Source organism: Amycolatopsis sp. NPDC005232 (assembly GCF_040607795.1).
GTDB lineage: Bacteria > Actinomycetota > Actinomycetes > Mycobacteriales > Pseudonocardiaceae > Amycolatopsis.
Genome location: NZ_JBEXHL010000056.1, coordinates 1 through 26915 on the forward strand (window position 1 = coordinate 1; position 26915 = coordinate 26915).

Annotated in this window: 28 protein-coding genes; 15 read left to right on the forward strand and 13 right to left on the reverse strand. The window is 71.5% G+C overall.

Annotated elements, in window-relative coordinates; genetic code table 11:
* The 3 genes from ABZU76_RS48630 to ABZU76_RS48640 form a co-directional block, all read right to left on the reverse strand.
* Positions 1-149: peptide-methionine (S)-S-oxide reductase (locus ABZU76_RS48630; RefSeq protein ID WP_354884504.1), on the reverse strand; the 149-nt coding region annotated here is incomplete at its 3' end.
* Positions 150-158: 9 nt separating this feature from the next.
* On the reverse strand, positions 159-626 hold the full coding sequence (gene msrB, locus ABZU76_RS48635) for a peptide-methionine (R)-S-oxide reductase MsrB (protein WP_354884411.1): 468 nt from the start codon (positions 624-626) through the stop codon (positions 159-161).
* 91 nt (positions 627-717) lie between these two features.
* Positions 718-1644 (reverse strand): LysR family transcriptional regulator, encoded by a 927-nt coding sequence (locus tag ABZU76_RS48640; protein ID WP_354884414.1) that lies wholly within the window; start codon positions 1642-1644, stop codon positions 718-720.
* 109 nt (positions 1645-1753) lie between these two features.
* Here ABZU76_RS48640 and ABZU76_RS48645 point away from each other — a divergent pair, with 109 nt between their 5' ends.
* On the forward strand, positions 1754-3001 hold the full coding sequence (locus ABZU76_RS48645) for an MFS transporter (protein ID WP_354884417.1): 1248 nt from the start codon (positions 1754-1756) through the stop codon (positions 2999-3001).
* Here ABZU76_RS48645 and ABZU76_RS48650 read toward each other — a convergent pair.
* From ABZU76_RS48650 to ABZU76_RS48675, 6 genes are all read right to left on the reverse strand, one after another.
* Positions 2973-3392 carry an ATP-binding protein gene (locus ABZU76_RS48650; RefSeq protein ID WP_354884420.1) on the reverse strand — a complete coding sequence of 140 codons (420 nt, stop codon included), beginning with the start codon at positions 3390-3392 and terminating at the stop codon, positions 2973-2975. The two genes, ABZU76_RS48645 and ABZU76_RS48650, sit on opposite strands and share 29 nt — an antisense overlap.
* Positions 3389-4978 carry a GAF domain-containing SpoIIE family protein phosphatase gene (locus ABZU76_RS48655; protein WP_354884423.1) on the reverse strand — a complete coding sequence of 530 codons (1590 nt, stop codon included), beginning with the start codon at positions 4976-4978 and terminating at the stop codon, positions 3389-3391. Before ABZU76_RS48655 ends, ABZU76_RS48650 begins: the two co-directional genes overlap by 4 nt.
* Entirely contained in the window at positions 4975-5355 is a 381-nt protein-coding gene (locus ABZU76_RS48660) for an STAS domain-containing protein (RefSeq protein WP_354884426.1), read from the reverse strand. Before ABZU76_RS48660 ends, ABZU76_RS48655 begins: the two co-directional genes overlap by 4 nt.
* A gap of 102 nt (positions 5356-5457) precedes the next feature.
* On the reverse strand, positions 5458-5919 hold the full coding sequence (locus tag ABZU76_RS48665) for a hypothetical protein (RefSeq protein WP_354884429.1): 462 nt from the start codon (positions 5917-5919) through the stop codon (positions 5458-5460).
* A gap of 221 nt (positions 5920-6140) precedes the next feature.
* Complete coding sequence (locus ABZU76_RS48670; protein WP_354884432.1) at positions 6141-6323, reverse strand: CsbD family protein; 183 nt, start codon at positions 6321-6323, stop codon at positions 6141-6143.
* A gap of 76 nt (positions 6324-6399) precedes the next feature.
* On the reverse strand, positions 6400-6555 hold the full coding sequence (locus ABZU76_RS48675) for a DUF6131 family protein (protein WP_220239230.1): 156 nt from the start codon (positions 6553-6555) through the stop codon (positions 6400-6402).
* A gap of 311 nt (positions 6556-6866) precedes the next feature.
* Between ABZU76_RS48675 and ABZU76_RS48680 the strand changes: the two genes are divergently transcribed.
* A complete protein-coding gene (locus ABZU76_RS48680) occupies positions 6867-8228 on the forward strand; it encodes a PLP-dependent aminotransferase family protein (protein WP_354884435.1) in 1362 nt (453 codons plus the stop codon).
* Between the two features lie 4 nt (positions 8229-8232).
* Here the strand turns inward: ABZU76_RS48680 and ABZU76_RS48685 are convergent, their stop codons facing one another.
* The gene (locus tag ABZU76_RS48685; protein WP_220239232.1) at positions 8233-8520 is read right to left on the reverse strand and encodes an antibiotic biosynthesis monooxygenase; all 288 of its coding nucleotides are present in this window, start codon (positions 8518-8520) and stop codon (positions 8233-8235) included.
* Between the two features lie 266 nt (positions 8521-8786).
* Between ABZU76_RS48685 and ABZU76_RS48690 the strand changes: the two genes are divergently transcribed.
* On the forward strand, positions 8787-9782 hold the full coding sequence (locus ABZU76_RS48690; protein WP_354884438.1) for an NAD-dependent epimerase/dehydratase family protein: 996 nt from the start codon (positions 8787-8789) through the stop codon (positions 9780-9782).
* A 167-nt stretch (positions 9783-9949) separates the two neighbouring features.
* Here the strand turns inward: ABZU76_RS48690 and ABZU76_RS48695 are convergent, their stop codons facing one another.
* On the reverse strand, positions 9950-10324 hold the full coding sequence (locus ABZU76_RS48695; protein ID WP_354884441.1) for a hypothetical protein: 375 nt from the start codon (positions 10322-10324) through the stop codon (positions 9950-9952).
* Between the two features lie 281 nt (positions 10325-10605).
* Between ABZU76_RS48695 and ABZU76_RS48700 the strand changes: the two genes are divergently transcribed.
* On the forward strand, positions 10606-11037 hold the full coding sequence (locus tag ABZU76_RS48700; protein ID WP_354884444.1) for a hypothetical protein: 432 nt from the start codon (positions 10606-10608) through the stop codon (positions 11035-11037).
* A gap of 532 nt (positions 11038-11569) precedes the next feature.
* A complete protein-coding gene (rpmG, locus tag ABZU76_RS48705; RefSeq protein WP_220239238.1) occupies positions 11570-11734 on the forward strand; it encodes a 50S ribosomal protein L33 in 165 nt (54 codons plus the stop codon).
* Positions 11735-11823: 89 nt separating this feature from the next.
* Here the strand turns inward: rpmG and ABZU76_RS48710 are convergent, their stop codons facing one another.
* On the reverse strand, positions 11824-13332 hold the full coding sequence (locus tag ABZU76_RS48710) for a sialidase family protein (protein WP_354884447.1): 1509 nt from the start codon (positions 13330-13332) through the stop codon (positions 11824-11826).
* A gap of 280 nt (positions 13333-13612) precedes the next feature.
* Between ABZU76_RS48710 and ABZU76_RS48715 the strand changes: the two genes are divergently transcribed.
* Entirely contained in the window at positions 13613-16465 is a 2853-nt protein-coding gene (locus ABZU76_RS48715) for a BTAD domain-containing putative transcriptional regulator (protein ID WP_354884450.1), read from the forward strand.
* 4 nt (positions 16466-16469) lie between these two features.
* Here the strand turns inward: ABZU76_RS48715 and ABZU76_RS48720 are convergent, their stop codons facing one another.
* The gene (locus ABZU76_RS48720; RefSeq protein ID WP_354884452.1) at positions 16470-17087 is read right to left on the reverse strand and encodes a LuxR C-terminal-related transcriptional regulator; all 618 of its coding nucleotides are present in this window, start codon (positions 17085-17087) and stop codon (positions 16470-16472) included.
* A 206-nt stretch (positions 17088-17293) separates the two neighbouring features.
* Between ABZU76_RS48720 and ABZU76_RS48725 the strand changes: the two genes are divergently transcribed.
* The 9 genes from ABZU76_RS48725 (at position 17294) to ABZU76_RS48765 (ending at position 26816) form a co-directional block, all read left to right on the forward strand.
* Positions 17294-18325 carry a hypothetical protein gene (locus ABZU76_RS48725; RefSeq protein WP_354884455.1) on the forward strand — a complete coding sequence of 344 codons (1032 nt, stop codon included), beginning with the start codon at positions 17294-17296 and terminating at the stop codon, positions 18323-18325.
* A gap of 93 nt (positions 18326-18418) precedes the next feature.
* Complete coding sequence (locus tag ABZU76_RS48730; RefSeq protein ID WP_354884458.1) at positions 18419-20104, forward strand: sulfatase-like hydrolase/transferase; 1686 nt, start codon at positions 18419-18421, stop codon at positions 20102-20104.
* Positions 20105-20150: 46 nt separating this feature from the next.
* Complete coding sequence (locus ABZU76_RS48735) at positions 20151-20777, forward strand: TetR/AcrR family transcriptional regulator (protein WP_354884461.1); 627 nt, start codon at positions 20151-20153, stop codon at positions 20775-20777.
* A 154-nt stretch (positions 20778-20931) separates the two neighbouring features.
* Positions 20932-21771 carry an alpha/beta hydrolase gene (locus ABZU76_RS48740; protein ID WP_354884464.1) on the forward strand — a complete coding sequence of 280 codons (840 nt, stop codon included), beginning with the start codon at positions 20932-20934 and terminating at the stop codon, positions 21769-21771.
* Between the two features lie 319 nt (positions 21772-22090).
* The gene (locus ABZU76_RS48745; protein ID WP_220239245.1) at positions 22091-22816 is read left to right on the forward strand and encodes a class II aldolase/adducin family protein; all 726 of its coding nucleotides are present in this window, start codon (positions 22091-22093) and stop codon (positions 22814-22816) included.
* Positions 22817-23037: 221 nt separating this feature from the next.
* Positions 23038-23901: an ABC transporter permease gene (locus ABZU76_RS48750; RefSeq protein WP_220239246.1), complete on the forward strand. Its 864-nt coding sequence runs from the start codon at positions 23038-23040 to the stop codon at positions 23899-23901.
* 28 nt (positions 23902-23929) lie between these two features.
* Positions 23930-24712 carry an ABC transporter ATP-binding protein gene (locus ABZU76_RS48755; protein ID WP_354884468.1) on the forward strand — a complete coding sequence of 261 codons (783 nt, stop codon included), beginning with the start codon at positions 23930-23932 and terminating at the stop codon, positions 24710-24712.
* A 118-nt stretch (positions 24713-24830) separates the two neighbouring features.
* Complete coding sequence (locus ABZU76_RS48760; protein WP_220239248.1) at positions 24831-25877, forward strand: ABC transporter substrate-binding protein; 1047 nt, start codon at positions 24831-24833, stop codon at positions 25875-25877.
* A 165-nt stretch (positions 25878-26042) separates the two neighbouring features.
* Entirely contained in the window at positions 26043-26816 is a 774-nt protein-coding gene (locus ABZU76_RS48765; protein WP_354884471.1) for a GntR family transcriptional regulator, read from the forward strand.
* The last annotated feature ends 99 nt before the right edge of the window (positions 26817-26915 follow it).

Below are 26915 nucleotides of genomic sequence, written 5' to 3' on the forward strand. Positions count from 1 at the left end.
GCGTGGGTGCCGTGGTTGCGGTAGGTGGCGTTGGGGGTGTCGCCGCCGCTGTAGCCGACGCGCGTGGACACGACGCCGGGCTGGTGGCGGAACAGCTCCTCCATGCCCCAGAAACATCCGCCGGCGAGGATCGCCTTTTCGGTCGTCACGTCGTCTCCCTACTTGTCGGTGTTGTCGGTGAAGAGGGCACGGAAGTCTCCATACCCCTCTTGCTCCAGGTCGTCGAGGTGGATGAACTTCAACGACGCGGAGTTGATGCAGTAGCGCAGGCCGCCCTGGTCGATCGGGCCGTCGTCGAAGACGTGGCCGAGGTGGCTGTCACCGTGCAGCGAACGGACCTCCGCCCGGATCATGCCGTGGCTGAAGTCGTTGCGCTCGACGACGTTCGTCGTCTTCTGGATCGGCTTGGTGAAGCTCGGCCACCCGGAGTGGCTCTCATACTTGTCGACCGACGCGAACAGCGGCTCGCCGGACACGACGTCCACGTAGATGCCGGGCTCGTGGTTGTCCCAGTATTCGTTCGCGAACGCCCGCTCGGTCCCGTCCTGCTGGGTCACGCGGTACTGCTCCGGGGTCAGCCGGGACACGGCTTCCGGGTTCTTGTTGTACTGGGTCTGCTGGGACACAGCTCTCCCTTCGCGGCCTCTCGGCTCGGGCTGGGGAACCAGGTGAAACGCACCTGAACGTACAGCTATACAGACACCGTACGGGCGCTTTCTATTCCCTCGGACGGCCGATTGCGCCCCCGTCCGACTTCTGTAAGAACTCGGTCTCCACCAGCAGATCGAGCAGGGTCCGCAGCGCCCGGCCGGGCACCTTTTCACCGTGGCTCACGACCGAGAGCGGCCACGTGAGCCCGGCGTCGTCCAGCGGCACCACGGCGGTGCCGGGCGCGGTCAGCGGGACGAGGTCCGGGACCACGGCGACGCCCAGCCCAGCGGCCACGTACAGGGGCATCACGCGGAGGTCGGCGACCTCCACGGGGATCCGGCGCGCAACGCCGAGTGACTCGCAGGCCCGGTCGATGGCGATGCGGTTGCCGAAGCCGCGCGGCGCGTCCACGAACCGCTCGCCGGCCAGGTCCCGCAACGAGATCGACGGCCGGCCGGCGAGCGGGTGCGCGGCCGGGAGCACGGCGAAGTAGGGGACCGTGACGATCGTGCGCACGGTCAGGCCCGGCAGCTCGCTCTCGGGCAGGCCGAGCAGCGCGAGGTCGAGCCGGCCGTGGCGCACGTCCTCGGCCAGGCCGGTCGAGCCCGTCACCGACACCGTGAGGTGCAAGTCGACCAGCGGGTGCCGGTCGTGGAACGTGCCGAGCAGCGCGGGCAGGTCGAGGGCGCCGACGCTGGTGAGCGTGCCCACCCGCAGGCTCCCACGCAGGCCGGCCGAGGCCTCCTGCACCACCTCGCGGGCGCGCTCCACGGCGTCGAGCGCGGCCTTCGCCTCCGGCAGGAACAACGCGCCCGAGGCCGACAGCGCGACCCTGCGCGTCGAGCGGTCGAACAACGTCGTACCCAGCTCCGTCTCCAGCGTGCGGATCGTGGCCGACACCGTGGACTGGACGGCGAACAACCGCTGGGCCGCGCGCGTGAAGCTGAGCTCCTCGGCCACGGCCACGAAGTACTCGAGCTGACGGGTCTCCACGGCGTGAATTATCGCATTGAGCGATAACTGTCGACAGGACTTTTCGTTGGACGGAATGAGTCGCCGAGCGGATGGTTGAAGGCACAAGGATCTTCCGGGGAAGGCAGCCATGCTCCACACCGTTTCGCCCGTCACCGCACGCACAGTCCGCCCGAGGCTCACCCATGACTGGGGCTTCCGCGTGATCGCCCTCGCGTTCGCCGCGTCGCTCGCGTTCTCCACCGTGCCGACGCCGCTGTACGCGATTTACCAGCGCCAGGACGGGTTCCCGACGTTCGTGGTCACCCTCGTCTTCGTCGCCTACGCGGTGGGCGTGATGACGAGCCTCTACCTCGCCGGCCACGTGAGCGACTGGCTCGGCCGGCGCCGCGTGATCGTCGCCGCCACCCTCGCCGAAGCGTTGGCGGCCGCGTTGTTCCTGTCGTCGCAGGAGGTGCCGGTGCTCCTGCTGGCCCGGCTGATCAGCGGCGCCGGCATCGGGGCGCTCACCGCCACGGCCACCGCGCACCTGTCGGAGCTGCGCGCCGTCGCGCGGCCCGGTGAACACGCCGGCCGCGCCGCGCTGATCGCGAGCGTGGTGAACCTCGGCGGGCTCGGCCTCGGCCCGCTCGTCGGCGGGTTCTTCGCGAAATACGCGACGAGCCCGCTCACCACGCCGTTCGCGGTGTTCCTGGTGGTGCTGCTCGCGGCCGCGGTCGCCGTGGCGCTGGTGCCCGAGACCGTCGAGCCGTGGGACGAGCCGCCCGCGTACCGGCCGCAGCGGCTTTCGCTGCCGGCCGACACGAAGCCGACGTTCTTCGGCGCGGCCATCGCGGTGTTCGCCTCGTTCGCGATCACGGGACTGTTCGCGGCCCTGGCGCCGACGCTGCTCGCCCAGGGCCTGCACCAAAGCGGCCGGCTGCTCGCCGGGATCGCGGCGGCGTCACTGCTGGTCGCCGCCGCGCTCGGGCAGATCGTCTTCGCACGGCTCACTCTCGCGCGCCAGCTGCGGCTCGGCTTCACGCTGATGGCCGTGGGACTGGTGGTGCTGCCGGTCGCCGCGCTGCTGCCTTCGCTGTGGCTGTTCTTCGCCGGCAGCCTGCTGGCCGGCACGGGCATGGGGCTCGGATTCCGCGCGTCGGTGACCACCGTGGCCACGCTGGCCGGTCCGCGCTCGCGCGGGCAGGTGCTGGCGGCGCTGTTCCTCGCGGCCTACGCGGGCCTCGTCGTGCCGGTGCTCGCCGTCGGGCTGGCGCTGGTGTGGGTGTCGAGCCCGATGGCGCTGCTGGGCTTCTCCGTGGCCGAGCTCCTGCTGCTCGCCTGGTCGGCGAACCGCATCCTGCGGCCCGCTACCCGGCCGTTTCGAGCCGCCAGCTGAGCGTCACCGTGGTGCCGTCCGGGCGCTGCAGGCACTCGCTTTCGTGCGCCAGGCCCCGCATCAACGGCAGGCCGCGGCCGCGCAGGCCGTTGGTCGAGCGGGGCGGCAGCCAGCGGCCGTAGTCGGTGACGATCACGGTGACGGTTTTGCCCACGCAGGTCGCGAGGACGTCGAGGACGCCGGTTTCCCGGCCCTCGTAGGCGTGTTCGGCGGAGTTGGCCATGGCCTCGTAGCTCGCCATCACCACGTCTTCCTGCTGCGTGGTGCTCATGCCGAGCCCCGCGACCCAGCCGGCGAGGGCACGGCGCAGGCCGATCAGCGGCTCCGGCGCGGCGGTGACGCGGCGGCGGAACTCCGGCGTCAGGCGATCCTCGGTCGCGCGCCCCGTCACACCGCACCTCCGTCGCGGCGGCGCACGTGGATCAGGGCGATGTCGTCGTCGTGGCTGCCGCCGGTGAGGTCGTGGATCAGGTGGTCCCACGCGGTTTCCGCGTCGGAGCCGTCATGCAGGCCGTCGTGCAGGCCGTCATGCAGGCCACCGAGCGCGGCGAGCAGTGCGGCGATGCCGACGGTGAGGTCGCGGGTGCGGCTCTCGACCAGACCGTCGGTGTAGAGCACGAGGTCGGTGCCGGGCGGGAAAGCCACCTGCTCCTGCGGGAACTCCGCGCCGACGCCGAGCGGCTGGGCCAGCGCCTCGCCGATCTGCTGGGGTGTGCCGTCGGCGTGGACGAGCACGGCGGGCAGGTGCCCGGCGTTCGCGTACGTCAGCGAGTGGTCCGCGGGCTCGTGCACGGCGTAGAAACAAGTCACGAAACTCGGCTCGGCGAACCGGCCGGTGAGCTGCGAGACGTTGCGCAGGACCTCCGACGGCGGCAGCTCCAGCAGCGCGTACGAGCGGATCGCGGTGCGGACCTGGCCCATCACGGTGGCGGCGGTGACACCGTGGCCGACCACGTCGCCGATCACGAACGCGGTGGCGCCCGAGCCCAGGCGGAGTACGTCGAACCAGTCGCCGCCGACCTTGCTGCCGGTGGCGGCCGGCAGGTAGCGCGTGACGAGGTCGAGGCCCGGGATCCGCGGCGCGGCGGGCACCATGCTGCGCGAGAGCTCGGCGGCGAGGGTGCGCTCGCGATCGAAGAGGCGGGCGTTGTCCAACGCGATGGCGGCGTACCCCGCGATGCCTTCGGCGAGGTACTCGTGGCGCTCGGTGAACCGGCCGGTTTCGGGGTGTCCGAAGAAGAACCCGCCGAGCACCTCGCCGCTGGTGGGGCTGACGACCGATACGGCGAGATGGCTGCGCACGGGCAGGTGCCCTTCGGGCATGCCGTGGTAGGGCGCGTCGTGGCCGAACCGCGGGTCGGCCGTGATGTCCGCGCTGCGGACGGTGCCGGTGCCGTCGAACGTCGGGCCGAACACGGCGGTGTTGCGAGGCATGGGGAAGCGGGAGAACGCTTCACGCGGCACGCCGGAGAGGGTGTAGAGCGTGTACGACTCGCCGAACTGGTCGACGAGGTTGTAGAAGAACGCGCCGAAGGCGGCCCCCGTCGCGCCGGTGGCGGCGTCGGTCGCTTCCTGGACCACGACGTCGAGGTCGAGCTGGGCGGTGAGCCGGCGGCCGATGGAGTGCAGGGCGTCGACGACGCCGGCCTCGGCGCGCAGCCGGCTGACGGTGCCGGTGAGCTCGGCCGTCGCGGCGTCGACCCCGGCCGCGGTCGGTGCGAGGCGGGCGCCTTCGGGAGCGTCGGTGTGCAGCAGCACGGTGGCGTCCTCGTCGGTGACGACCACGGCGCCCGTCACGCGTTGAGCCGGGACGAGCTGGGCCACGGTCGCGGCGTCGGGGACCACGATCCGGCCCCGGCCCCGGTAGTCCGCGGCGTCGAGCCGGCGGATCCGCACGGCCACGGGCCGGCCCTCGGCGTCGACGAACGCCTTGCGCACGGCCGCGGCCACGGGCCCGAGGCCGTCGGCGGTGGTCATGCGCCCGCCAGCGCGGCGGGCATCGACGGGAACACGGCGAGCTCGTCGGTCAGGCGGGTCAGCTCCAGCGGCCGCAGCGTGAGCCGGCTGCTCGCGACCACGCGCACGTCGGCGGGTTCGGCCTGCCGGTGGGCCCACACGAGCACCGCCATCCCCGCCGAAGCCAGGAAGTCGACCGCGCTGAGGTCGATCACGAGCACCGGCGCCCCCGTGCGCGCGGCGCGGTCCACGAGCCGGCGCAGCTTGGGGGCGAGCGCGAGGTCGAGGGCGCCGCTCACGGCCAGCACCGTGGCGCCGTCGTCCTCACTCAGCGCGACGGCGCCGCCCGTGGTTTCCACCCGGCCCGCGTCGTCGCCGGGGGCACCGGACTCAGCCATGCGCAAATAATGCCAAGCCGGCGTCCGTCGCGCCCGGCCGTACCCCGTTCGGTGCAGTGCCGGGCCCTCTCTGGGCCGCCGACCGGTTCGGTGACCGAATGATCAGGCGTCGTTCAGCGCCCTGGCGAAGGCGGTGTGCACGCGCAGGTACTGGCGCAGCGGAAGGGCGTCGCCGGGCGTGGGGGAGGCCAGCCGGCGGGTAGCCCACGTGTTCCAGGTGAGGTGCGCTTGGGCGACCGACAGCCGCGCGGCCGCGGCGACCTCGGCAGGGCTTTCACCGGCGAGAACGGCTTCGTGCATGAGAACGGGGCTGCTGCGCCGGATCCACTCCTGCAGCGAAGCCATGGCCGCGAGGCGGTGGAGCTGGGAGCCGGATTCCCCGTTGTCGGTATTCGTGTCCGGGGCGGTCGTGTGCACGCCGGTGAGGTCCGGCGCGGTGGCGCCCGGCGCGCCTGCGTCCGGTGCGGGCGCGGCCGGAGCCGGTGCCGCACGCGGGAATTCGGAGCGTCCGGCGAGTTTCGCGGGCGCCTTTTCGGTGATCTCGGGGGTGAGTGAGGTCGTCATGGCGATTCTCCCTGGTCGGGCGGTCAGCCACACCGCGATCGTGGCCGCGCCGGTCGGCACGGGCGGCGTCCCACGGCTACCCTCTCACTCTTTGGTTCAATCCTTCGTTTTGTGAGACCGCGATCTCACTCGTTCGGGGGCGATTTCCGTTGGGGCGCTTCACATCCCGGGACGCGCGAGCGCCGCCGGGCGGGACCCGGCGGCGCTCGTTCACCCGCGTGTCAGTCTTTGTTCTTCAGTCCGTCGACCGCGTCCTTGACCTTCTCGCCGGCCTGCTTGAGGGCACCCTTGGCCTGGTCCGCCTTGCCTTCGGCCTGCCACTGCTCGTTTCCGGTGGCGTTTCCGAGCGCTTCTTTGGCGCGGCCCTTCAATTCATCGGCCTTGTTCTGCATTTTGTCGTTCACGACCGCTCCTTTCGCGAAGGACGGATGGTTACCCGTTTTCCGGCGGTTCAAACAAGCGTCCCGGTGGCCAAGTGGCTCAGTACCAGTGCGCGCGGCCACCGACCCTGCGGCCGGTTCCGCCCAGGATGGCCAGGACCGCACCGATGACCAGCAGGACGATGCCGATCGTCCACAGGATCGAGATGCCGGTGATGAAACCGACGACGAGCAGGATGACTCCGAGCACGATCATGGATTCTCCAGCTGTTCCGTAATGGGGACCGATGGTTTCGGAGTACCCGGCCGGGCGATCTCGCAAACACTTTTGGGCCCGGTCCGGTGTGGACGTACCAGTGGTCTGATCCGGTGGTCGTATCGGCGGAACCGGTTCCGCCGAGTTCATTCGGTCACCGAAGGAATATGCGCACAGGTGGGCGAAGCCGCGGTTTTGTACCGCCTTTGCCGGGGCCGACCAGGATGTGAAACCGCTTTGCGGCGGGGTGCGAGCGGCCTAGCTTTTGAGCCCGACAGATCGATTTCTCACCGAATGAGGGGAGCCGGTGCGTGGCCTCGGGCGAACTCGCGACGACGGCGCCGGTCGGGCTCGGCTGGCTCGCCGTGCGGATCGGCGAACGCACGGCGCGCGGCATCGCGGGCGCCGTGTCGGGCCTCATCCGCGACGGTGAGGTATTGCCCGGCACGCGGCTGCCGACCGTGCGCGCGCTCGCCGCCGAGCTGTCGGTGAGTCCCACGACGATCGCGGAGGCGTGGGCGCAGCTGCGCGCGGCCGGGCTGATCGGCACCGGCCGCCGGCGCGGCACGACCGTGCTGGCGCCGCCCGCCGGGCTCCCGCCCGCGCGGATGTTCCCGGGCTGGCAGTCGGTGGATCTGGAGCACGGCTCACCCGATCCCGCGCTGCTGCCGCCGCTGGAGGACGCGGTGGCCGCCGGGGTGCGGTCGGAGCGGCCGGCGGTGAAGGAACCGATCAGCTCCCGGCTGCGGGCGGCGGTGAAGCCGGAGTGGCCGTTCGCGGCGGAGGCGTGGACAGTCGCCGCCGGTGGTCAGGAAGGTGTGGCGTTGGCGTGCCGGGCGGTGGCCCGGCCCGGCGACGTGGTCGCGGTCGAGGAACCGACCGCGCCGTGGCTGCTGCGGCACCTGCGCGCGGCGCGCATCCACGTGGTTCCGGTGCGCTGCGACGAAGCCGGCCCGCGTGCCGACGCGCTCGAAGCCGCGCTGGCGCACCGGCCCGTCGCGTTCGTCTACCAGCCGCGCGCGCAGAACCCGCTGGGCCACACCGTGTCCGCCGCTCGCGTCGCCGAGCTCGCCGCCGTGCTCGCGCGTACCGACACCGCCGTGATCGAGGCCGACGACTTCGGCCCGCTCGCCGCCTCGGCGGGAGCGAGCCTGGGCACGCACCTGCCCGGGCAGGTGCTGCTGGTGCGGTCTTATTGCACGGCCTTCGGCACCGAGCTGCGCAGCTGCGTGCTCGGCGGCTCGGCCGCGCTCGTGGAGCGGGTGCGCGCGCACCGGGCGTTCGGCACCGCGTGGTCCAGCCGGGTGCTGCAGGACGCGCAGGCGTTCCTGCTCACCGACACCGCCACGGACGCGCTGGTCCACCGCGCGCGCCGGCGCTACGCCGGTCGCCGGGCGGTGCTCGCCGAGGCGCTGCGCGACCACGGCCTCGACGTGGCCGTCGGCGACGGGCTGACGCTGTGGGTGCCGGTGCCCGAAGAGACCCGCACCTTGGTCACGCTGGCCGCGCACGGCGTCTCCGTCGGCGCGGGCAGCCGGTGTTTCACCGGCCGCTCCGGCGCGCCGCACATCCGCGTCGCCGTGGGCCAGCTCCCCGACGACCCGGCCCCGGTCGCCGACCTGGCGGGGATGATCGCGCGGGCGGCCGGTGTCCGGTCCCGCCGCAGTGCCTGAGCCGTCAGACGGCCTCGAAGTGCTCCACCCGCGGCTGCGCGGCGAGGTAGGGCCCGAGCAGCGCGCCGTACGCCGCGTAGCGGTCGGTGCCCCGGAAGTGCTCGAGGTGGTGCTGCTTCGACTCCCACTCGACGACGCCGACGAAGCGGTCCGGGCTCTCTTCACTGCGCATCATCCGCGCACTGCGGCAACCGGGCGTGGTCGCGAGCAGCTCGTGGGCTTTCGCGTACGCGGCGGCGAATTCGTCGCCGGCGCCCGGTTTCACGTCGACGATCGCGATTTCGGTGATCACCCCTGCCGTTCTACTCCGGACTCGCGATCACCGGTACTGCCGTGATCGATCGGAGGGACCAGTACCTCCGCCGCTTCCGGCGCGCGGGCCGGATGGGCAGGGTGGCGCGCATGATCCGTCTCCACCTGTCCCGGCGGGCCCGCCGCGGGACGATCTCGCTCGCCGTCGCGCTCGTGCTGGCGGCGGAGCGGGTGCTGGGCTGAGGCGTGCGTTCGCCCTCCGCGAGACCGGTGGTGGCGCCGGGGCGGGCGCGCCAGGGTGAGGGCATGAGACTTCTCGTGCTGGGTGGGACGGTGTTCGTCGGACGGGCCGTCGCGGTGGAGGCGCTGCGACGGGGCCACGAGGTCGTGTGCGCGGCGCGCGGCGAGTCGGGGACGGTGCCCGGCGGCGCGCGGCTGATCAAGGTGGACCGGGACGATCCGGACGGATTGGCTTCGCTGCGCGATTTCGACGCCGTGGTGGACGTGGCGCCGATGTCGTTCCCGTGGGTACAGCGGGCGCTGGCGGCCCTGGCGGACCGCGTGGCGCACTGGACGTTCGTCTCGACGATCAACGTCTACACCGACGAGGCGACGCCCGGCCAGACCCCGGCGACCGGCCCGCTCGTGGACCCGCTGCCGCGCCACGCGACCCGCGACGACCTGACCGCGGAAGGCGGCACCGGGCTGTACGGCGGCATCAAGGTGGCCAGCGAGAACGCCGTGCGCGCCGCGCTGGGGGAGCGCGCCTTCGTGGTGCGGCCCGGCCTGATCACCGGCCCCGGCGACGGCAGCGACCGCTTCGGCTACTGGCCCGGCCGCTTCGCCCGCGGCGGGCGCGTGCTCGTGCCCGCCTCCGACCGGCTCGCGCAGTACATCGACGTGCGCGACCTCGCGGCCTGGATCGTCACCGCGTTCGAGACCGGGCTGGGCGGCACCTTCGACGGGATCGGCCCCGCGGCCGACCTGGGCAAGCTGCTCGCGGACATCGCCGCGGCGGTCGGGACCGACGTCGAGTTCGTGCCCGCCACGGATACCCAGCTGGAATCCGCCGGCGTCGCCCCGTGGTCCGGTCCACGCTCCCTGCCGCTGTGGCTCCCACCCACCTACGCCGGCCTCGCCTCCCACGACCCGGCCCCGTCACTGGCGGCGGGCTTGGACGTCCGCCCCCTCGCCGACGCCGTCGCGGGCGCCCTGGCGCGCGAACGCGAGCTGGGCCTGGACCGCGACCGGCGCTCGGGCCTGTCGGCGGCCGAAGAGGCGGAGGTGCTGGCGGGGTTGTGATCAAGTGAGATCTGGGGGAGTGGGCAGCTGCGGTCGGTCCGCGGGCAGCCGCTCCACCGCCGGGCACGCGGCGAGGCGCTGGGACGGTTCGCGGCGAGTCACCTGGCGACTTCGCCGGCGGGCGCGGCAAACCCGCGGGCGCGCTTGCGAGGCGCTGGTGAGCCGGGTCAGCTTGCGGCGAGCCACTTCGCCGTGCCCGGGCGGCCCGGGACCCAGCAGCCGCGCGCGGCGGCGGGGGTGGTTTCGTCCGGGAGGGCGAGGAGGTCGGCCAGCACGCGGGTGGCGGGGCCGCTCGTGCGCCACAGCCAGGTGCTCGGCGTGAAAACGTTTTCCTCGTCCGCCGGCATGCGGGTGGCGGTGGCGTCGTCCTCGGCGTCGAGGCGGACGACGTCCACGACGTCGCCGTGGACGCGGACGCCGACGACCGCGAGAACGGCGCCGGTGGCGTCGCTCGGGTGCACGAACTGGTAGCCGCGGGCGATGAGGGCGCGCAGGCCGGATTCGACGTCACAGGGTGGCCGGGCCGCTCGGTGGTGGTTCATCGTCCCGCCTTCCGTTGCCAGCTCGGGAATCTGCACGTGCATCCGCGCTGGCGCGGACGTTAGCACGACCTCCCCCAAGGTAGGACAGACACACTTCTCTTTTCGGTCCCGTCTGCGCGCTTCTGTAGAAGATGGAGCACCGTGCGAAAAGGGTCGTTCGTACCACGGCTTGGTGGTCGACCGGGCAATGGCGACACGGGCGTGACGAATCTCCCTCACCATGTCAAGTGACGTTCACGAGGCGGACGCCACCACGACCGGGTGGTGATCCTGTTGGCCAAGTGGCAACCGGCGCTAGCATCGACTACCCCGCGAAGCACGGGGGACGGACCGCCGAGCCGAGCGGTCACGGTGCCGGTGTCCGCGCACCTCTGGGGTCGGTGATGGAACTGTTCGCGACGGTGGTCGCCGGTCTGCCGTTGGCAGGCGGGCCGCTCGCGGCGGCGCTGCTCGTGCTGCGCCGCCGCCCCGCCCTGCGCACAGCGCGCGCCCTGCGCACGCAGGCGCGGTTCGCGGAGGAGTTGCGCGCGGTCGCCGAGGTCCTGCCGCGCGTGCGGCCCGTGCCCATCGCCCCGCTGAAACAGGCCATCGTCGAACCCGGGCCGGCCGTCGGCTCGTGCCAGCCGTGCCGGGCGGCCGCCGTACCCCAGCCCCGGCGGCCACGGGCCCCGGTCGAACCCGCGGCACAGGCCTGCGCCGCCTGCACCCACTAACACCTCACACCACGAACGGCGCTCCGAACCACGCCGGCACCCCCGGCGAATACAGCACGTTCACCGGCTCGCCCGCCACCGCGACCCCGCCCAGCTCCACCGCCTTCACCACCGCACTCCTCCGTGCCCGCCACCCCGCCGCTCGCGCCCCCAATGCGGCATTGGTTGCGCTCAACGCACCGAACGCCACATTGGGTGCGTTGAGCGCACCGAACGCCACATTGGGGCGCTTTGGCCCGCCCGGCCGCCGGCCGCCGAACCAACTCGTCGCCCACCCAAGCCATGCGCCGCACCTCGCCAACCGCCGGCCGACAACGCAACCAAGCTTCGGGGTGCTCCCCCAACGCAAGCCGCCCCGCGAGGACGGCATCCCGAACACAACCCCAGCCCACCCGTCCGAAGTGGACGGTCGCCCGACGGCGTGACCCCGGCCACTGCCCGCCGGGACTTTTCCGTGCCCTCCTACTGTTACATCTGCTGCGGAAGCCGGAGGAACCCGGCGGCCGCCACGAGCAGGAAGGGGTGAGAACCGATGGCGAAGAGCGTTTTGCGCCCGGTGATCAAGCTGCGTTCCACCGCCGGCACGGGCTACACGTACGTGGTGACCAAGAACCGCCGCAACGACCCGGACCGGATGGTCCTGCGCAAGTACGACCCGGTCGTCCGCGAGCACGTGGACTTCCGCGAAGAGCGCTGACACCGAGCAAGACAAGGGGCTGAGGGTGGTCGCCATGACCACCCTCAGCCCCTTTTTCGGTGGCGCCGCTGAAGCAGCGGCACGCGAAGTCAGCCGCAGTGCCCCAGTGGCGCGTCGAACTTCACGGTGCCGACCGAGCCGCCCCACGTCACGCACTTGTCGGCCGCCGAAGCCGTGACCGGGCCGGCGAACCAGGAGAACGATCCGGAGTCCGTCTGCTTCGTCCCGCCCTGCACCTGCAGGTAGGCGGTGGTCTGCGACGGCGTGCCCGCGCCGGAGTTCTTCATCGTGCTCACGCAGTTCTTGCCGGTGGCCGCGTTGTAGGACAGGTATACCGTCCCCGCGGTGCCGAGCGAGCCCTGGTCGATCACGCCGTAGCCCGAGCCGCACGCGGGCGCGCCCAGGTCCGCGTCGGTGAACTTCGCCCAGCGGATCGCCGCGCTGGAGTTGCGCTGCGGGCCGCCCTCGAACAGGACCCCGGCCGAGCCGGTGCCGAGCGAGACGAGGTCGGAGTACGCCGCGTCCTGGCTCCACACCAGGAACCCGTCGGTGTCACCCTGCCAGCTGCCGCCCTCGTCGAACGACGAGCGGATGCGCAGCGCGTGGCGGTGGTCGCACACCGAGGGGCCGGCGAAGATCAGCCGGGTGTACGCGCCGCCGATGTCCGTGGCGCTCATCGCGACCGTGGACCCCTGCACGTCGGGCGTCTTCGCCAGGCCAGGCTCGGTCACGAACTTCTGGCTGAACGTCTGCCCGCCGTCGGAGCTGATCGCGTACGCGCGCTCGATGGTGGAGCACATCGTGCCCGCGTTGTTGCGCGCCGAGGCGTAGATCTTCCCGTCGGGCAGCTCGGTGAGGCTGATCTCCTGAGGGTTGAGGGTGCTGTTGTTCGTGCTCGCGTCGGTGGCGCCGCGGTGCCAGGTCGCGCCGCGGTCGTCGCTGTAGATGATCGAGCCGGTGTCGGGCGCGGAGCCGTTGACCTGGTAGCTCATGCCCGCGACGAGGCGCCCCTTGTGGGCACCGCGGGTGAGCACCGAAGCGTGCGACGGCCCGGTCGCGAGCCAGCCCGGCGCCGCCGTGAAGCCGAGCTGCGTGGTGAGCACCTGGGGCGCGGCCCACGTGGAGCCGTTGTCCTTGCTGATGCTCACGCGCGGAACGCGTCCGCAAGCGGCGTGCGGGGCGACGCACTGCATCACCGAGAGCAGCACCACGCGGCCGTTGGGCTCGTCCGCGGTCGGCGGCACGACGACGGGCGTGGGGTTTCCCTTCACGTCGCCGAAGCCCTGGATCACGATCTGCAGCGGGCCCCACGTGGAGCTGCCCTTGGCCTGGCGCTTCATGACCAGGTCGATGTCGCCGGTGTCGGCGCAGCTGTTCTTGCGGCCCTCGGCGAAAGCGAGCAGGTCGCCGTTGTTCGCCTTGACGATGGCGGGGATGCGGAAGCACGAGTAGCCGCCGGTGCCGGCCTGGTACACCACCGTGCTGGCCGCGTCGGCCGACGCGGCGGGGGTCGCGCCCGGCACCACGGCCGCCGCGGCGAACGCCGTCGCCCCGGCCACTGCCGTGAGCAGTCCTCGTGCGACACGTCTCAGATTCACTGTCGGTCTCCGTCCTGGGGGCCGTCCCCGCGATCGCGGGGCGGCTGCCGAAAGTGCTCCCAGGCTCCGGCGCGGTCGTACACACGCCGTACAACCGCACGCACAATCGCTTTTGTACCAAGGAGAACTGTTTGCCCGGCGGTGACCTGGCCGTGATCATCCCACGTCCTACCTACGGGACTGCTGTCCTGCCGGCAGGGCGCTCTCGCGGACCCGCGCCGTTGCGGGCGCTACGCTCAACAGGAGACGTGCCCGCAACCGGTGAGCGAGGGAGGAACCGGTGAGCGAACCCGGTGCCCCCGTCGGCGTCCGGTTCGAGCTGCTGGGACCGCTGCGCGCCTGGCGTGGTGGCCACGAGCTCGCGATCGGGTCGCCGGCGCAGAACTTGCTGCTGGCGGTGCTGCTCGCGCGCGCCGGCCAGCCGACCGGGGTCGACGAGCTCGTGGGCCTGCTGTGGGACGACCAGCCGCCGGCCAGCGCCGTGAACGTGATCCAGCGCTACGTCGGCGCCCTTCGCCGGCTCGTCGAGCCCGACCTGCCCGCGCGTTCGCCCGGTCACTGGCTCGTGCGCCACCCCGGCGGCTACGGCCTGCAGGTCGACGCCGTCTCCTCCGACCTCGTCGAGTTCCGCGCCCGCGTGCAGCGGGCGCGCCGCGCGGAGAACGCCGACGACGCGCTCGCCGAGTTCAACGCCGCCCTCGCGCTGTGGCGCGGCCCGTGCGCGGCCGGGCTGATGATGCCCGGGCGCGCCCGCGCGCTGCTGGCCGGCATCGACCAGGAGGGCCTGGCCACGGTCGTGGAGGCCGCCGACGTCGCCCATGCGGCCGGGCGCCCGTTGCAGCCGTTGCTGCTGCACCTGGAGCGGGCCGTGAAAGCCGATCCCTTCAACGAGACCGTGCACGCCCGGCTCATGCTCGCGCTCGACTCGGTCGGGCGCCGGGCCGCGGCGCTCGAGGTGTACCGCGAGATCCGCAAGCGGCTGGTCGACGAGCTCGGCGTCGAGCCCGGCGCAGAGCTCACGCGCATGCAGCACGACGTACTGGTGCAGCAGGCCGAGGAAGTGCCCGCGGTCCGCGCGCCGCAGGCCCGGCCCGTGGTGCGCCCGGCGCAGCTGCCGCCGGACCTGCCGACGTTCACCGGCCGCCGCGACCAGCTCACCCGGCTCGCCGGGTTGTTCGACTGCGCCGCCGAGCGACGGCGCGTCACCGTCGCGGTGATCGACGGGCTGGCCGGCACCGGAAAGACCTCGCTGGCCATCCACCTCGCGCACCAGGTCGCCGAGCGCTTCCCCGACGGGCAGCTCTACGTCAACATGCGCGGTTTCGACCCCACGGGTGCCACCGTCGACCCGGCCGACGCGCTGCGCGGGTTCCTCGACGTGCTCGGCATCGAGGCCACGCAGGCGCCCTCGGGTCTCGACGCGCGCAGCGGCCTCTACCGCAGCCTGCTCGCCGGGCGTCAGATGCTGGTGGTGCTCGACAACGTCCGCGACTCCGAGCAGGTCCGGCCGCTGCTGCCGGGCAGCGCCGGCTCGGCCGTGATCGTGACCAGCCGCAACCGCCTCAGCGCCCTGGTCGCCACCGAGGACGCCGACGTGCTGACGCTCGACACGCTCTCGTCGTCGGAAGCACGCGAGACGCTCGTGCGCCGGCTCGGCGAGGAGAAGGTGGCGGCCGAACCCGAGGCCGTGGAGGAGATCATCGAGCTGTGCGGCCGGCTGCCGCTCGCGTTGGCGATCGTCGCCGCGCGCGCCCGGACGCACCCGCAGTTCTCGCTCGCCGACATCACCGCGAAGCTGCGCGCCACCCAAGGGACGCTCGAGGCGTTTCGCGGCGACAGCGCGGGCGACGTGCGCACGGTGTTCTCCTGGTCCTACCGCGTGCTCGAACCCGGTGCGGCGCGGCTGTTCCGCTTGCTTTCGCTGCACCGCGGCGCCGACTTCTCGACCGCGGCGGCCGCGAGCCTCGCCGGGGTGCCCCTGCTGCAGGCGCAGGACCTGCTTGAAGAGCTCACCCGGATCCGCTACCTCAGCGAGCACCGCCCGGGGCGTTACCTCGCCCACGACCTCGTGCGCTCGTACGCGATGGAGCTGCGCGAGCAGACCGACCCGGCCGATGAACAGGCCGACGCCCTCGCGCGGCTGGTGAACCACTACCTGTGCAGCACCCACGGCGCGTACCTCGCGCTGAACCCGCACCAGCTTCCGATCGAGCCGCCCGTGCTCGAGCCGGGCGTGACCGCCGACCTCGCGCGGGGCTACGGCGAGGCGATGGAGTGGTTCGAGGCCGAGCTGCCCGCGCTGACACTGCTGATCCGGCAGATCGCCGGGGTGCCGCGCCTGGCCGGGAACGTGTGGAAGCTGGTGCTGAGCCTGCAGCCGTACTACCAGCGCAGCGCGCTCTACCACGACTGGGTCACGCAGGCGGAGCTGGCGTTGCGCGTCGCCGTCGGCACCGGAGACCTGGTGGCGCAGGCCAACGTGCACCGCAGTCTCGCGGGCGCCTACCACTTCGTCGAGCGCTACGACGAAGCGCTGGAGCACCTCAACCGCACCGCGGAGCTGTTCGAACAGCTGGGTTTGGCGGCCGACCAGGCCTACGTGCACAGCAACTTCGGCACGGTGTTCGCGAAGCTGGGCCGGTTCAACGCGGCGCTGGAGCACCACGAGCGCGCGTTCGAGCTGTACCGGGCCAGCGGCAACGTGAAGGGCGAGGCCATCGGGCTCGAGGGCATCGGCCGCTGCCTCAGCGAGATGGGCGGCAACGCCGAGGCCGTGCCGCTGATCCTGCGCGCGATGAAGCTCTACGAGGACATCGGCGACCGCAACGGCGAAGGCAACTGCTGGAGCACCCTGGCCACCGCGTACGGCTCGCTCGGGCACCTCGACCAGGCGATCGACGCGTGGCGCCGCGCCGTGACCTACTACCGCGAGCTCGGGAACCGCTCCGACGAGTCCGACTCCCTCGTGGCGCTCGGCGACGCGCTCAGCGCTGCGGGTGACCCGGAAGGCGCGGAGAAGGCGTGGCGCGAGGCGCTCCACGTGCTCGACGCGTTCGGCATGCCCGCCGCCGACGACGTGCGGCTGCGCCTCGGCGACCCGGTCTCCCGCGTGGTGTCGCCGCCGAGCGCGTGAGCGGTCAGATCAGGCCTTCGCGGATCGCGTAGGCCACGGCGTGGGCGCGGTTGCGAAGCTCCAGCCGGACGGTCATCTTGCTGATGATGTTCTTCACCGTGCGCTCGCTGTAACCCAGCTGGTTGGCCACTTCGCCGGCCGAGAGACCGTCGGCGAGGAAGCGCAGGATGTCGGTCTCGCGGCGGTCGAGGCGGTTCTGCCGGGCCGCCGCGTGCGTCAGCCGACGCACTTGCGTGCTCAGCCGCTCGACCGGGTCCGCCGGGTGCGCGCCGGCCGCGTCGATCACGGCCTGCGTGACGGCCTCGCTGCGGCTGGTCGTCTTGTCCAGGATCGTGACCACGCGGTGCTGGGCGAGGTCGGTGATCGGCAGGTCGTCGAGCCGGCCGATGACCAGCACGGACGGGATGTCGAGCGTCGCGGCGACCCGTTCCAGGATGTCGCGCGTGCGCGGCGTGAACCGGTCGGTGACCACGAGCGAGACCTCGGCGCCCATCGGGCGGGTGCGGTCGACCACGGCTACTTCGGGCTTCCCGTCGAAGTAGCTTTCGAGGCACGCGCGCGTGAGCGCGTCGGAGACCGAGAGCAGGGTACGCACGGTTCCGGTCCGCAGGGTCTGGTTCATGCTGCCAGCATGCGCGAATGGACTGATCAACTACTCCGGGCGCGTTCAGTCGTCGTTCAGTGGCCGCGCAGAGCACCCCGCGGCGGTGGCCGTTCGGTCACGCGTGCGGGAAAGTGCTCGACTCCCCGGCGGTGATCGAGTTTGATGCGGGCAGGGGGCAGGTGGGTCCTTCTCAGGACCCCGGACGACGAGCTGGTGCGAACAAGATGGACGACGTTTTGGCCGAGGTGGCCGACCTGGGGCTGACCGCGAAGCTGACTCCGGTGGCTGGCGGGATCGCCGCCGTGTGGCGCTGCGACCTGCTGCGCGACGGCGTGGCGCTCTCGGCCGGGCCGGGCTATGGCGCGGGTGCCACCGCGGAACGCGACGCCGTGCTCGACGCGCTGACCCGCCGCTTCGGCGGCGCCGCCTGGCTGCGCCCGGCCGACGTGCGCGCGGTGCCGGCGCCGGAGCTGGCGACGGGCCCACTGGCCGCCGACGAGACCGTGTGCTCCCTGGCCCGCTACACCGACCTGCCCGTGGGCACGCTCGCGTACCGGCGGCTGATGCCGACCGGCCTCGGCCCGGTCGCCGCCGTGCCGGCCGTGCTCGCGATCACCGACTACGGCCGGGCCGGGCACCTGCTGCTGCGCCACTCCGTGGGCGACGTCGTGGGCTACGACGCCCTCGGGACCCGGCCGGCCGCCGCTTCGTGGGGCGCCGCGACGACCAGCGCCGAGGCGACCGTGCGCGCGCTGATCGGCCTGCTCGACCACAACGCCCACGAGTCGATGCTCGCCGGTGCCCGCCCGGCGCTGCTCGACCCGGCCGGCCTGCCCCCGGACCTGGCCGCGCTGCTCGCCTCCGCGTCGCTCGCCGCGGGCGGGCCCGTGCGCGTCGCCGACCTCACGCCCCAGCTCGGCGTGCCCGCCTACCTGGCCGGCGACCGCGCGGCGTGGGGCGCCGGCGTGTCGTTCAGCCGGCGGTGCGCTCTGACCGACGCGTTGACCGGCCTGCTGCGCCGCCGCGCCGCGACCCCGGCCGCCCGGTACCCGGCCCTGGCCGAGGCCGCGGAATTCGTGCCGTTCCGGGAGAACAACCTCTCCGGCACGGCGCCGGAGCTGCTGGCCGAGCTCCTGGACAGCCTCGCCGCGCGGGAACTGACGGCCTACCTCCGCGAGCACCACACCGGCCGGGTGTCGGTGGTCCACGTGTTGGTGCCGGGGCTGCGGTGCCGGGAGGGGCTCACTTCGGTGTGATCCGGGGCAACCCGCTGAACCGCTCGGCGTTTCCGTCCGTGTAACGAAGAGGAGCACCGGCCGCCGTGCCGGTTTCGGGCGGAAAGGAACCCCGTGTCACTCTTCACGCGCACCGACGACCGCGAGCAGTCCGGAGTGGAGGAACCGGACCCCGCGCCGCCGGAGCGCGGTCGGGCGCGGCGCGTGACGGCTGTGGTGCTGACGGTGCTGGCGTGCCTGCTCGTGTTGTTCGCGTTGGTGGCGCCGAACAACCTGGTGGAGCTCTCGCCCGCGGCGTTCGTCCGGATTCCGGTGGAGGCGCTGGTCGTCACGGCGCTCGCGCTGGTGCTGCCGCCGCGGTGGCGGCGCGTGCTGGCCGGCGTGGTCGGCGCGGTGCTCGGCGTGCTGACGGTGCTGAAGCTCGTGGACATGGGGTTCAACGAGGTGCTCTCGCGCCCGTTCGACCCGATCTTCGACTGGAGCTTCGTGAGCGCGGGGCTCGACTTCCTGCGTGGTGAGGTCGGCGGCGCCGGGGCGATCGCCGCCGCGGTGGGCGTGGTGCTGCTGATCCTGGCGGTGGTCGTGTTCACGACGCTCGCCGCGATGCGGCTCACGCGCCTGGCGGCCGGGCGGCGCACGGCGTCGACGCGCGTGGTGGCGGTGCTCGGGGTCGTGTGGATCGTGGCGGCGGTGTTCGGGGTGCAGCTCGCGCCCGGGCAGCCGATCGCGTCGCGCAGCGCGGCGGCGCTCGCCTTCGACGACATCCGGCAGGTCGGGACCGACCTGCACGACAAGCAGGACTTCGCGGCGCAGCTGGCCGACGACCCCTTCGCCAGCACTCCGGGCGACCAGTTGTTGCAGGGGTTGAAGGGCAAGGACGTGCTGCTGACCTTTGTGGAGAGTTACGGCCGCTTCGCGATCGAGGGCTCCGACATCGCCCCGGCCATCGACGCCCAGCTCGACCAGGAGACGAAGAGCCTGCAGACAGCCGGGTTCGCGGCGAAGAGCGGGTTCCTGGACTCGTCGACCTTCGGCGGCGGCAGCTGGCTCGCGCACTCGACCGTCCAATCGGGAACGTGGGTGGACAACCAGCAGCGCTACAACGACCTCCTGGCGAGCAACCGGCTTTCGCTGACGCGTGCGTTCGGCAAGGCGGGCTGGAAGACGGTGCAGGACGTGCCGGCCCACACGATGCCGTGGCCGGAAGGCAAGTACTACGGGTTCCAGCAGTACTACGACTTCCACACTGTCGGCTACCAAGGCCCGGGCTACGCGTACGCCACGATGCCCGACCAGTACACGCTGTCCTTCCTGCAGCGCACCGAACTCGCCGCGCAGAACCGCAAACCCGTGATGGCCGAGGTCGACTTCGTCTCCAGCCACGCGCCGTGGTCACCGCGTCCGTCGCTTGTGGACTGGAACAAGGTCGGCGACGGCTCGATCTTCGACCCGCAGCCGGCGATGGGCGAGGACCCGGAGCAGGTGTGGAAGGACCCGAACCAGATCCGCGACGCCTACGGCAAGGCGATCCAGTACACGCTCTCGACGCTGACGTCCTACCTGCAGACCTACGGCAACGACAACACTGTGCTGGTGTTCCTGGGCGACCACCAGCCGCCCGTGGTCACGCCGGCCGGGGTGACGCACCAGGTGCCGATCACCATCGTGGCGAAGGACCCGGCGGTGCTGAACCGGGTGTCGTCGTGGAACTGGACCGACGGCATGCGCCCGGCGGCCAATGCGCCGGTGTGGCGCATGGACACCTTCCGGGACCGGTTCCTGACCGCGTTCGCCAAGTAAGAGGCCGGTCGCTGCGCGCCACACGGGCATCGGGGAAGCTGTCGGGGTGGACGACGATTCGGCGGAACGGACGGGCTATCGGCGGTCGGCGGGGTCGCCGCGCGGGGAGGCGCGGCGGCGCGAGCTGCTGGCGCGTGTGACGGACGACCTCGCCGTAAACGGCCTCGTCGACTTCTCCCTCCGGCGCGCGGCGCGCGCGGCCGGCACCACGCACAAGGTGCTGCTGTACCACTTCGCCGGCGCCGAGGACCTGCTCGCGCAGGCCGTGTTCGCGTTGCGCGACCGCCGGATCGGCAACGCGCTCGCGGCCATGGCCGACGGCGCGAAGCAGCACACGCTCGCCGGCCGCGTGCGCGTGGCGTGGCAGACGCTGCGTGACGAGGAGCCGGGTCTGCGCCGCGTGCTCGACCAGGCCGTCGGGCTCACCATGTACGACCCCGAGCGCTACGCCGACCTCGGCCGCGGCTCGACGCGGCAGTACCTGGACCTGCTGGTGTCGTTCTGCCCCCAGCCGTGGCCCGAGCTGCGCAAACGGGAGGTGGCCGAGCTCGTGCTGGCGACGCTGCGCGGGTTCGTCGTGCACCGCCTGACCAGCGACGATCCCGGCGGCGCCGACGCGGGTTTCGCGGCGCTGGAGCGGGCGCTGGAACGGGAGGAAGCCGCGGGGGACTGAGCCGCTCGGGTGTCTTCCCGGGGCGGCGGGACTGGACGCGTTTGCGAACCACATGGTTCACTTCTGGTGGGGCGAACGACCGGGAGGTCCGCATGGGGTGTCGGCGAGCACGGTTCGGGGAGTACGGCCGTCCGTCCGCGGGGGAGGCGGGCGAATGAACGAGATCGAGCTGTCCGCGGGGACGATCGAGTACGAGGACACGGGCGGCGACGGGCAGGTTCTGGTGTTCCTGCACGGGTTGCTGATGGACTCGTCGCTGTGGGCCGAGACGATCGCGGATCTCGCAGGGGAGTTCCGGTGTGTCGCGCCGACGTTGCCGCTCGGGGCGCACCGGAAGGCGATGCGGCCCGACGCCGAGCTGTCGATGCCGGCGCTCGCGCGGCTGGCGGGGGAGTTCTTGGCACGCTTGGATCTTCGTGAAGTGACGCTGGTCGGCGTGGACACCGGTGGGGCGCTCGTGCAACTGCTGATGGCCGGGGACGCCGGCCGGGTGCGGCGGGTGGTGCTCGCGTCGTGCGACGCGTTCGACAACTTCCCGCCGGGGCTGACGGGGAAGACACTGTTCCTCACGGGCCGGTTGTCACCGGGGTTGTTCGGGGTCTTCATGCAGCAGATGCGGCTGAAAGCCCTGCGTCGCTTGCCGATCGCGTTCGGGTGGCTGACGAAGCGCGGCGATGTGGCTGTGGTCCGGTGGCTGCGGCCCCTGCTGACAGAGCCCGGGATCCGTCGCGACACCGTCCGCGTGCTGCGGGCCGCGGCGGCCGAACCCGGGATCCTCGTCGAAGCCGCGGCACACCTGCCGGAGTTCGACCGGCCCGCGCTGGTGGTGTGGGCGAGCGAGGACCGCGTGATGCCACCGGAACACGGGCGACGGCTGGCCGAGCTGCTGCCGAAGGCACAACTGTCCGAAGTGGACGACAGCTACACCCTGCTGCCGCTCGACCGGCCGGCCGAGCTGGCCCGGCTGATCGGCGAGTTCACGCGCACGACCTGAGCTTCACTGTCCACAAAGGTCATTTCGCGGCCATCGGGCCCGCGCCGGTCACCGTGCGTGGTCCTGATGGCCGCGAATGTGCTCTCGAGGCACTTTCCGATGTTGCCGACTGTCGCGTCGCGACCTGATCGGGAAAATCGGAAGCGTTACCTCAGATGATGGCGCCGGGCGGCGCGGAGGCCTAACCTTCCCGCAACAACAGCCCCACCCCGCACGCCGGTCGCAACTCCGTGGCCGGTTCGCGACCTGGAGATACTTCCGCTGTGAAAGTGTTTCCTTTATCCTGGATCCAATCGCCAATCCGAGAGGAAGGGCTTTCATGATCGATTCCCAGGCCGACACCGACGCCGACCGAGTACGGGCCGATCTCGTCACCTGCACCAGCTTGCTCGTGTTCAAGGGTGTCCTCGACTACAGCGGCCACCTCTCCGCACGGGTGCCGGGCACCGACGACCGCATCTTCATCCAGCCGCGCGACGCGAGCCGCGCCGCGCTGCGACCCGAAGACCTGCTGGTCGTGGACCTGGACGGCAACCTCGTCGAGGGCGAGCTCCCGCCGCCGGCCGAGACGGCCATCCACACCGGTGTCTACCGCGCGCGGCCCGAAGTGGACTTCATCTGCCACGGCCACCCCACGCTGTCGACCACCTTCACCATGGTCGACCACCCGTTCCTGCCGATGCGCCACTTCGCGTACAAGTTCCCCGACGGCCTGGCCGTGCACCCCGACCCCACGCACATCCGCTCGCGCGAGCAGGGCGACGCCGTGGCGAAAACCCTCGGCGACGCCGGCGCGTGCCTGCTGCGCTCGCACGGCACGGTCGTGGTCGCGAACCGCATCCAGGAACTGCTGATGGACTGCCTCGACCTCGAGGAGAACGCCCGCACGCTCCTCATCGCGCGCCAGCTCGGCACGCCGCTGCCGCTCACGCCCGAAGAAATCGTGCAGGTCGCCGAGAGCTACGACCGCGGCGGGCACCGCCCCGGCAAGCTCTGGGACCACTACGTGCACCTCGGCCGCCGCGCCGGTGTGCTCGCCGCCTGACCACACAGGACAGATCCACACAGGACAGAACACCGTCGGCCGGGGAAAACCGGCCGGTGGAAGTCGTTGTGCGCACTTCTCGTGTCCACAGTGCACGAAACCCGCGCCTCACAACACGGTGCACACGAACGTCATCCCCGAAACGAACAGTTCACGGCCGGACTGCTTGACCTTGATGTCGAATGGATCCAGGCTCCAACTGACAACCGGAGGAGGTCACGGTGTCCCTCACCGAAGACACGAGCTTGGCCAGTTCGGCCCCGGACCGGGCCGGACCGCCGGCCGCGCCACCCAGGAAGTTCCGGATCCCGTGGAACGCGAAGGTCCGCCGGCGGGTGTTGCCCGTCGCGTCGGTCGTGGTGTTCCTGGGCGTGTGGCAGATCTTCGGCGCGCAGGTCAACCCGATCCTGCTGGCCACCCCGTCGGCGGTCGCCGCGTCCTTTGTGGACATCATCGGCAACGGTGAGCTCGGCGCGGCCTTCCTGCGGGCGATGGAGGTGCTCGCGGCGGGCTTCGGGCTCTCGGCCGTGGTCGGCATCGCGGTGGGCGTGTGGATGGGCCGGCGCGAAACGGTGTCGCGCGTGCTCAACCCCTACGTCAGCTTCTTCCAGGCCACGCCGCTGATCGCGCTCACGCCGCTCGTGGTGATCTGGACGGGCATCGGGTTCACCTCCGAGGTCACGATCACCTTCCTGCTCGCGGTGTGGTCGATCATCATCAACACGGCCGAAGGCACCCGCAACACCCCGGCGATCCTGCTCGACATGGCGAAGGTCTACCGGGCGGGGGAGTGGTCGGTGGTCCGCCACGTCGCGATGCCCAACGCCGTGCCCTACATCTTCGCCGGCCTGCGCATCGCACTGGCCAAGGCCCTGATCGGTGTGATCATCGGCGAGATGGACATCAGCCTCAAGGGTCTCGGCGGGCTGATCCAGAACTACGGCGACTCGTTCCAGACCGCGCCGCTGCTCGCCTCGATCATCAGCTCCTCGATCGTCGGCGTGATCGGCACGATCATCCTCGAGGTCCTGCGCCGCAAGCTCGCCCCGTGGTCGTCCAACGCCTCGGCCCACACCCGCGTCTGAACCCGGCACCGTCAATGAAAGGTTCGCCATGAGCGCACCCACGGCCTGCATCGAGATCGAGCACGTGTCCAAGCGCTACCAGCGCCCGGGCCGCAAGGCCGAGAGCTTCCTCGCCGTCTCCGACGTGCATTTCGACATCCGCCAGGGTGAGTTCATCTCGCTGATCGGCGCCTCGGGCTGTGGCAAGACCACGCTGCTGCGGATGATGTCCGGGCTCATCCCGGTCGACGATGGCCAGATCCGCATCAACGGCAACCCCGTGCAGGGCGTGCCGGGGTCGATCGGGTTCGTGTTCCAGGAGCCGGCGCTGCTGCCGTGGAAGACCGTGCGCGAGAACATGGTCTTCGCCTTGAAGGCCAAGGAGCTCCCGCCCGAAGAGGTCGACGCCGCGATCGCCGCGAAGCTCGAGATGACGAGCTTGCAGGACTTCGCGGGCTATTACCCGTCGGCGCTGTCCGGCGGCATGCAACAGCGCGCCGGTCTTGCCCGGGCCCTGGCCTGCGACCCCGACGTGCTGTTCATGGACGAACCCCTGTCCGCACTCGACGCCTTCACCCGGCGCCGGCTGCAGCAGGACATCGCCACGATCATCGAAGGCATCGGCGCGACCACGGTGCTCGTGACGCACGACGTCGACGAGGCCGTGTTCTTCTCCGACCGCATCGTGGTGATGGGCACCTCGCCCGGCTCGGTCCGCGATGTCGTCGAGGTCCCGTTCCCCAAACCGCGCACGCACGCGGAGCTGCTCGGCGATCCCGAGGTGGCGAAGCTGCGCGATCACGTGCTGGGCATCGTGCTCGGCCTGCACTGAAGTTCCCGCACTGAAGTTCCTGACTGAAGTTTCTGCACCGAAGAGCCACGCTCGAACCGCTCTCCCAACCCCCATCCCCACCCCACCGTCAGATCCAGTCCAGAAAGGAGGGTCCGCGATGTCCGCTCCCTCTTCGCGGCGGCGCCGCACGGCGCTCGTCGTCGGCGCGATCGCCGCGCTCACCGTGTCGCTCACGGCCGCGTGCGGCTCCGGCGACGCGGCCACCGGCACCGGCGACAAGCTGCCGACCTCGGCCGACGGCACGCCGAACCTCAAGGGCACCACCATCCGGATCGTCACCGGCGCCGCCCCCGCCATCGAGGACACCAAGATCGCCCTCGTGGCGCAGGTGCTCAAGAGCTGGGGCGCCGACGCGTCGATCGTCAACCAGACCGGCGACCCCTCGGCCATCCGGGTGCTGCTCGCCGGCGACGCGGACATCGGCACGCTCGCCGTGTCGTCGTCGATCAACTCGGGCCTGAAGATCTTCGGGCCGAGCCAGCCGCGGCTGGACTACCACTTCATCGGCGCCCCTTCGCTGAGCTCGATGAAGGACCTGCCCGGCCACGTCTACGGCACCTCGAACGTCCACGGCGTCGAGGCGCTGATGTTCGCCGACCTGCTGGCGAAGAACAACATCGACCCCAAGGCGGTCACCACGACCGTGGCCGGTGGCGCGTCGGTGCGCGTGAGCGCCATGCTCACCCACCACATCGACGCGACGTTCGCGCACGCCACCGACGTCTCGAAGCTGACCTCGGCCGGCTTCCACGACCTCGTGACGATGTCGAAGACCGCGCCTGAACTCGCGGACTCGTTCCTCGCGACCTCACCGCAGTGGCTCGCGAGCCACGGCGCGCTGGCCGTGGCGATCGACCAGGCATGGATCAAGGCGGCGCAGATCTTCAACACCGACAAGGACCAGTGGGTCAAGGCCGCGGTCGCCTACGCCAAGGCGGACGAGAAGGAAGCGTCGAGCACCTACGACGCACTCAAGGCGGCGGACACCTTCCCCGCGACGAAGGACGCCTACTCCGAGGCTTCGGCGAAGGTCCAGGAGGATCTGGCGAACAAGGTCGGCGCGATCACCAAGGCACCGGCCACGTCCGTCTGGGTCGACACCGCCACGTGGGACAAGGCGACGGCGGCCATGAAGATCAACTGATCCACCTGGTCCGCAACGGAAAGACCCGGTGAAAAGCTCCAGTGGGAAAGGACTCGTCCGGGTCGGTCCGATAATGGATCCAGGATACGATTGTCCGGTAAAACCAGGACGAATGGTAACCGCTTGACGGCCGGCGCACGCCGGTCGAGGGGAGGCTAGGTCACGATGGCTCAGCGTCAGTCCGGGGGAGCCGGCGGCGGTACGGGAGGCGGCACCCCGGAGGGGGCCGCGATCACCGGCCGCGCCAGCTTCGACGAGGTCGTGTCGCGGTTGTCGAGCGGCTACCGTTCGATCGGCGACATGGTCTACGAGGTCCTGCGCCAGGCGTTGCTCTCCGGGGCGTTCGCCCCCGGGGAGCACCTCCGGCAGGAGGCGCTGGCCACCGCGATCGGGGTGTCCCGGCTTCCGGTGCGGGCGGCGCTGCTGCGGCTCGACGCCGAGGGGCTCGTGGAGTTCCACCCGCGCCGCGGCGCGGTGGTCAAGACGCTGACGGCCGAGCAGCTCGTGGAGATCTACGAGCTGCGCGACCTGCTCGAGACCCACGCGCTGCGCAAGTCGATGAAGACGATGACCGCGGACCGGATCGCGAGCCTGCGCCGCAACGCGGAGCTGCTCGACGCCGAGGAGGAGGGCGAAGGCTTCCTCGACGTCCGCGTGCGGTTCTACCGGGAGCTCTACGACGCCGAGCGCAACCCGCGGCTGGTGGAGCTGATCGAGGACCTACGCAGCAGCGTCGGGCGGTACCTGCTCGGCTGGCGGGTGTCGGGCAGCCGCAGCCACCACGGGCGCCACACCACGCTGGTCGACCACGTGGAGCGCGGTGACGTCGAGAAGGCCGAGGCGGCGCTGCACGACCACCTTCGCGAAGTGAGCGAAGGCGTCGCCAAGATCCTTTCCGGCGAAAGCGATCGCGAACCCGAAAGCGAATTCCCCGCGTAACAGAATCCCTTTCTCGCACATCGAAAAAGCGTTGTCCGCAAACCCGGCCGAATCGCCGGGCAGGTACCTCCTGCCCGGAAACCGGCGGGCAGGAGTGAA

What these genes read in the sequence shown, in the direction of transcription:
- ABZU76_RS48765 (WP_354884471.1), top strand. Translation starts at nt 26,043, where the DNA reads ATGGCTCAGCGTCAGTCCGGGGGAGCCGGCGGCGGTACGGGAGGCGGC.
- ABZU76_RS48690 (WP_354884438.1), top strand. Translation starts at nt 8,787, where the DNA reads ATGAGACTTCTCGTGCTGGGTGGGACGGTGTTCGTCGGACGGGCCGTC.
- ABZU76_RS48725 (WP_354884455.1), top strand. Translation starts at nt 17,294, where the DNA reads ATGGACGACGTTTTGGCCGAGGTGGCCGACCTGGGGCTGACCGCGAAG.
- ABZU76_RS48720 (WP_354884452.1), bottom strand. Translation starts at nt 17,087, where the DNA reads ATGAACCAGACCCTGCGGACCGGAACCGTGCGTACCCTGCTCTCGGTC.
- ABZU76_RS48665 (WP_354884429.1), bottom strand. Translation starts at nt 5,919, where the DNA reads ATGACGACCTCACTCACCCCCGAGATCACCGAAAAGGCGCCCGCGAAA.
- ABZU76_RS48695 (WP_354884441.1), bottom strand. Translation starts at nt 10,324, where the DNA reads ATGAACCACCACCGAGCGGCCCGGCCACCCTGTGACGTCGAATCCGGC.
- ABZU76_RS48655 (WP_354884423.1), bottom strand. Translation starts at nt 4,978, where the DNA reads ATGACCACCGCCGACGGCCTCGGGCCCGTGGCCGCGGCCGTGCGCAAG.
- ABZU76_RS48675 (WP_220239230.1), bottom strand. Translation starts at nt 6,555, where the DNA reads ATGATCGTGCTCGGAGTCATCCTGCTCGTCGTCGGTTTCATCACCGGC.
- rpmG (WP_220239238.1), top strand. Translation starts at nt 11,570, where the DNA reads ATGGCGAAGAGCGTTTTGCGCCCGGTGATCAAGCTGCGTTCCACCGCC.
- ABZU76_RS48740 (WP_354884464.1), top strand. Translation starts at nt 20,932, where the DNA reads ATGAACGAGATCGAGCTGTCCGCGGGGACGATCGAGTACGAGGACACG.
- ABZU76_RS48745 (WP_220239245.1), top strand. Translation starts at nt 22,091, where the DNA reads ATGATCGATTCCCAGGCCGACACCGACGCCGACCGAGTACGGGCCGAT.
- ABZU76_RS48645 (WP_354884417.1), top strand. Translation starts at nt 1,754, where the DNA reads ATGCTCCACACCGTTTCGCCCGTCACCGCACGCACAGTCCGCCCGAGG.
- ABZU76_RS48760 (WP_220239248.1), top strand. Translation starts at nt 24,831, where the DNA reads ATGTCCGCTCCCTCTTCGCGGCGGCGCCGCACGGCGCTCGTCGTCGGC.
- ABZU76_RS48755 (WP_354884468.1), top strand. Translation starts at nt 23,930, where the DNA reads ATGAGCGCACCCACGGCCTGCATCGAGATCGAGCACGTGTCCAAGCGC.
- ABZU76_RS48660 (WP_354884426.1), bottom strand. Translation starts at nt 5,355, where the DNA reads ATGGCTGAGTCCGGTGCCCCCGGCGACGACGCGGGCCGGGTGGAAACC.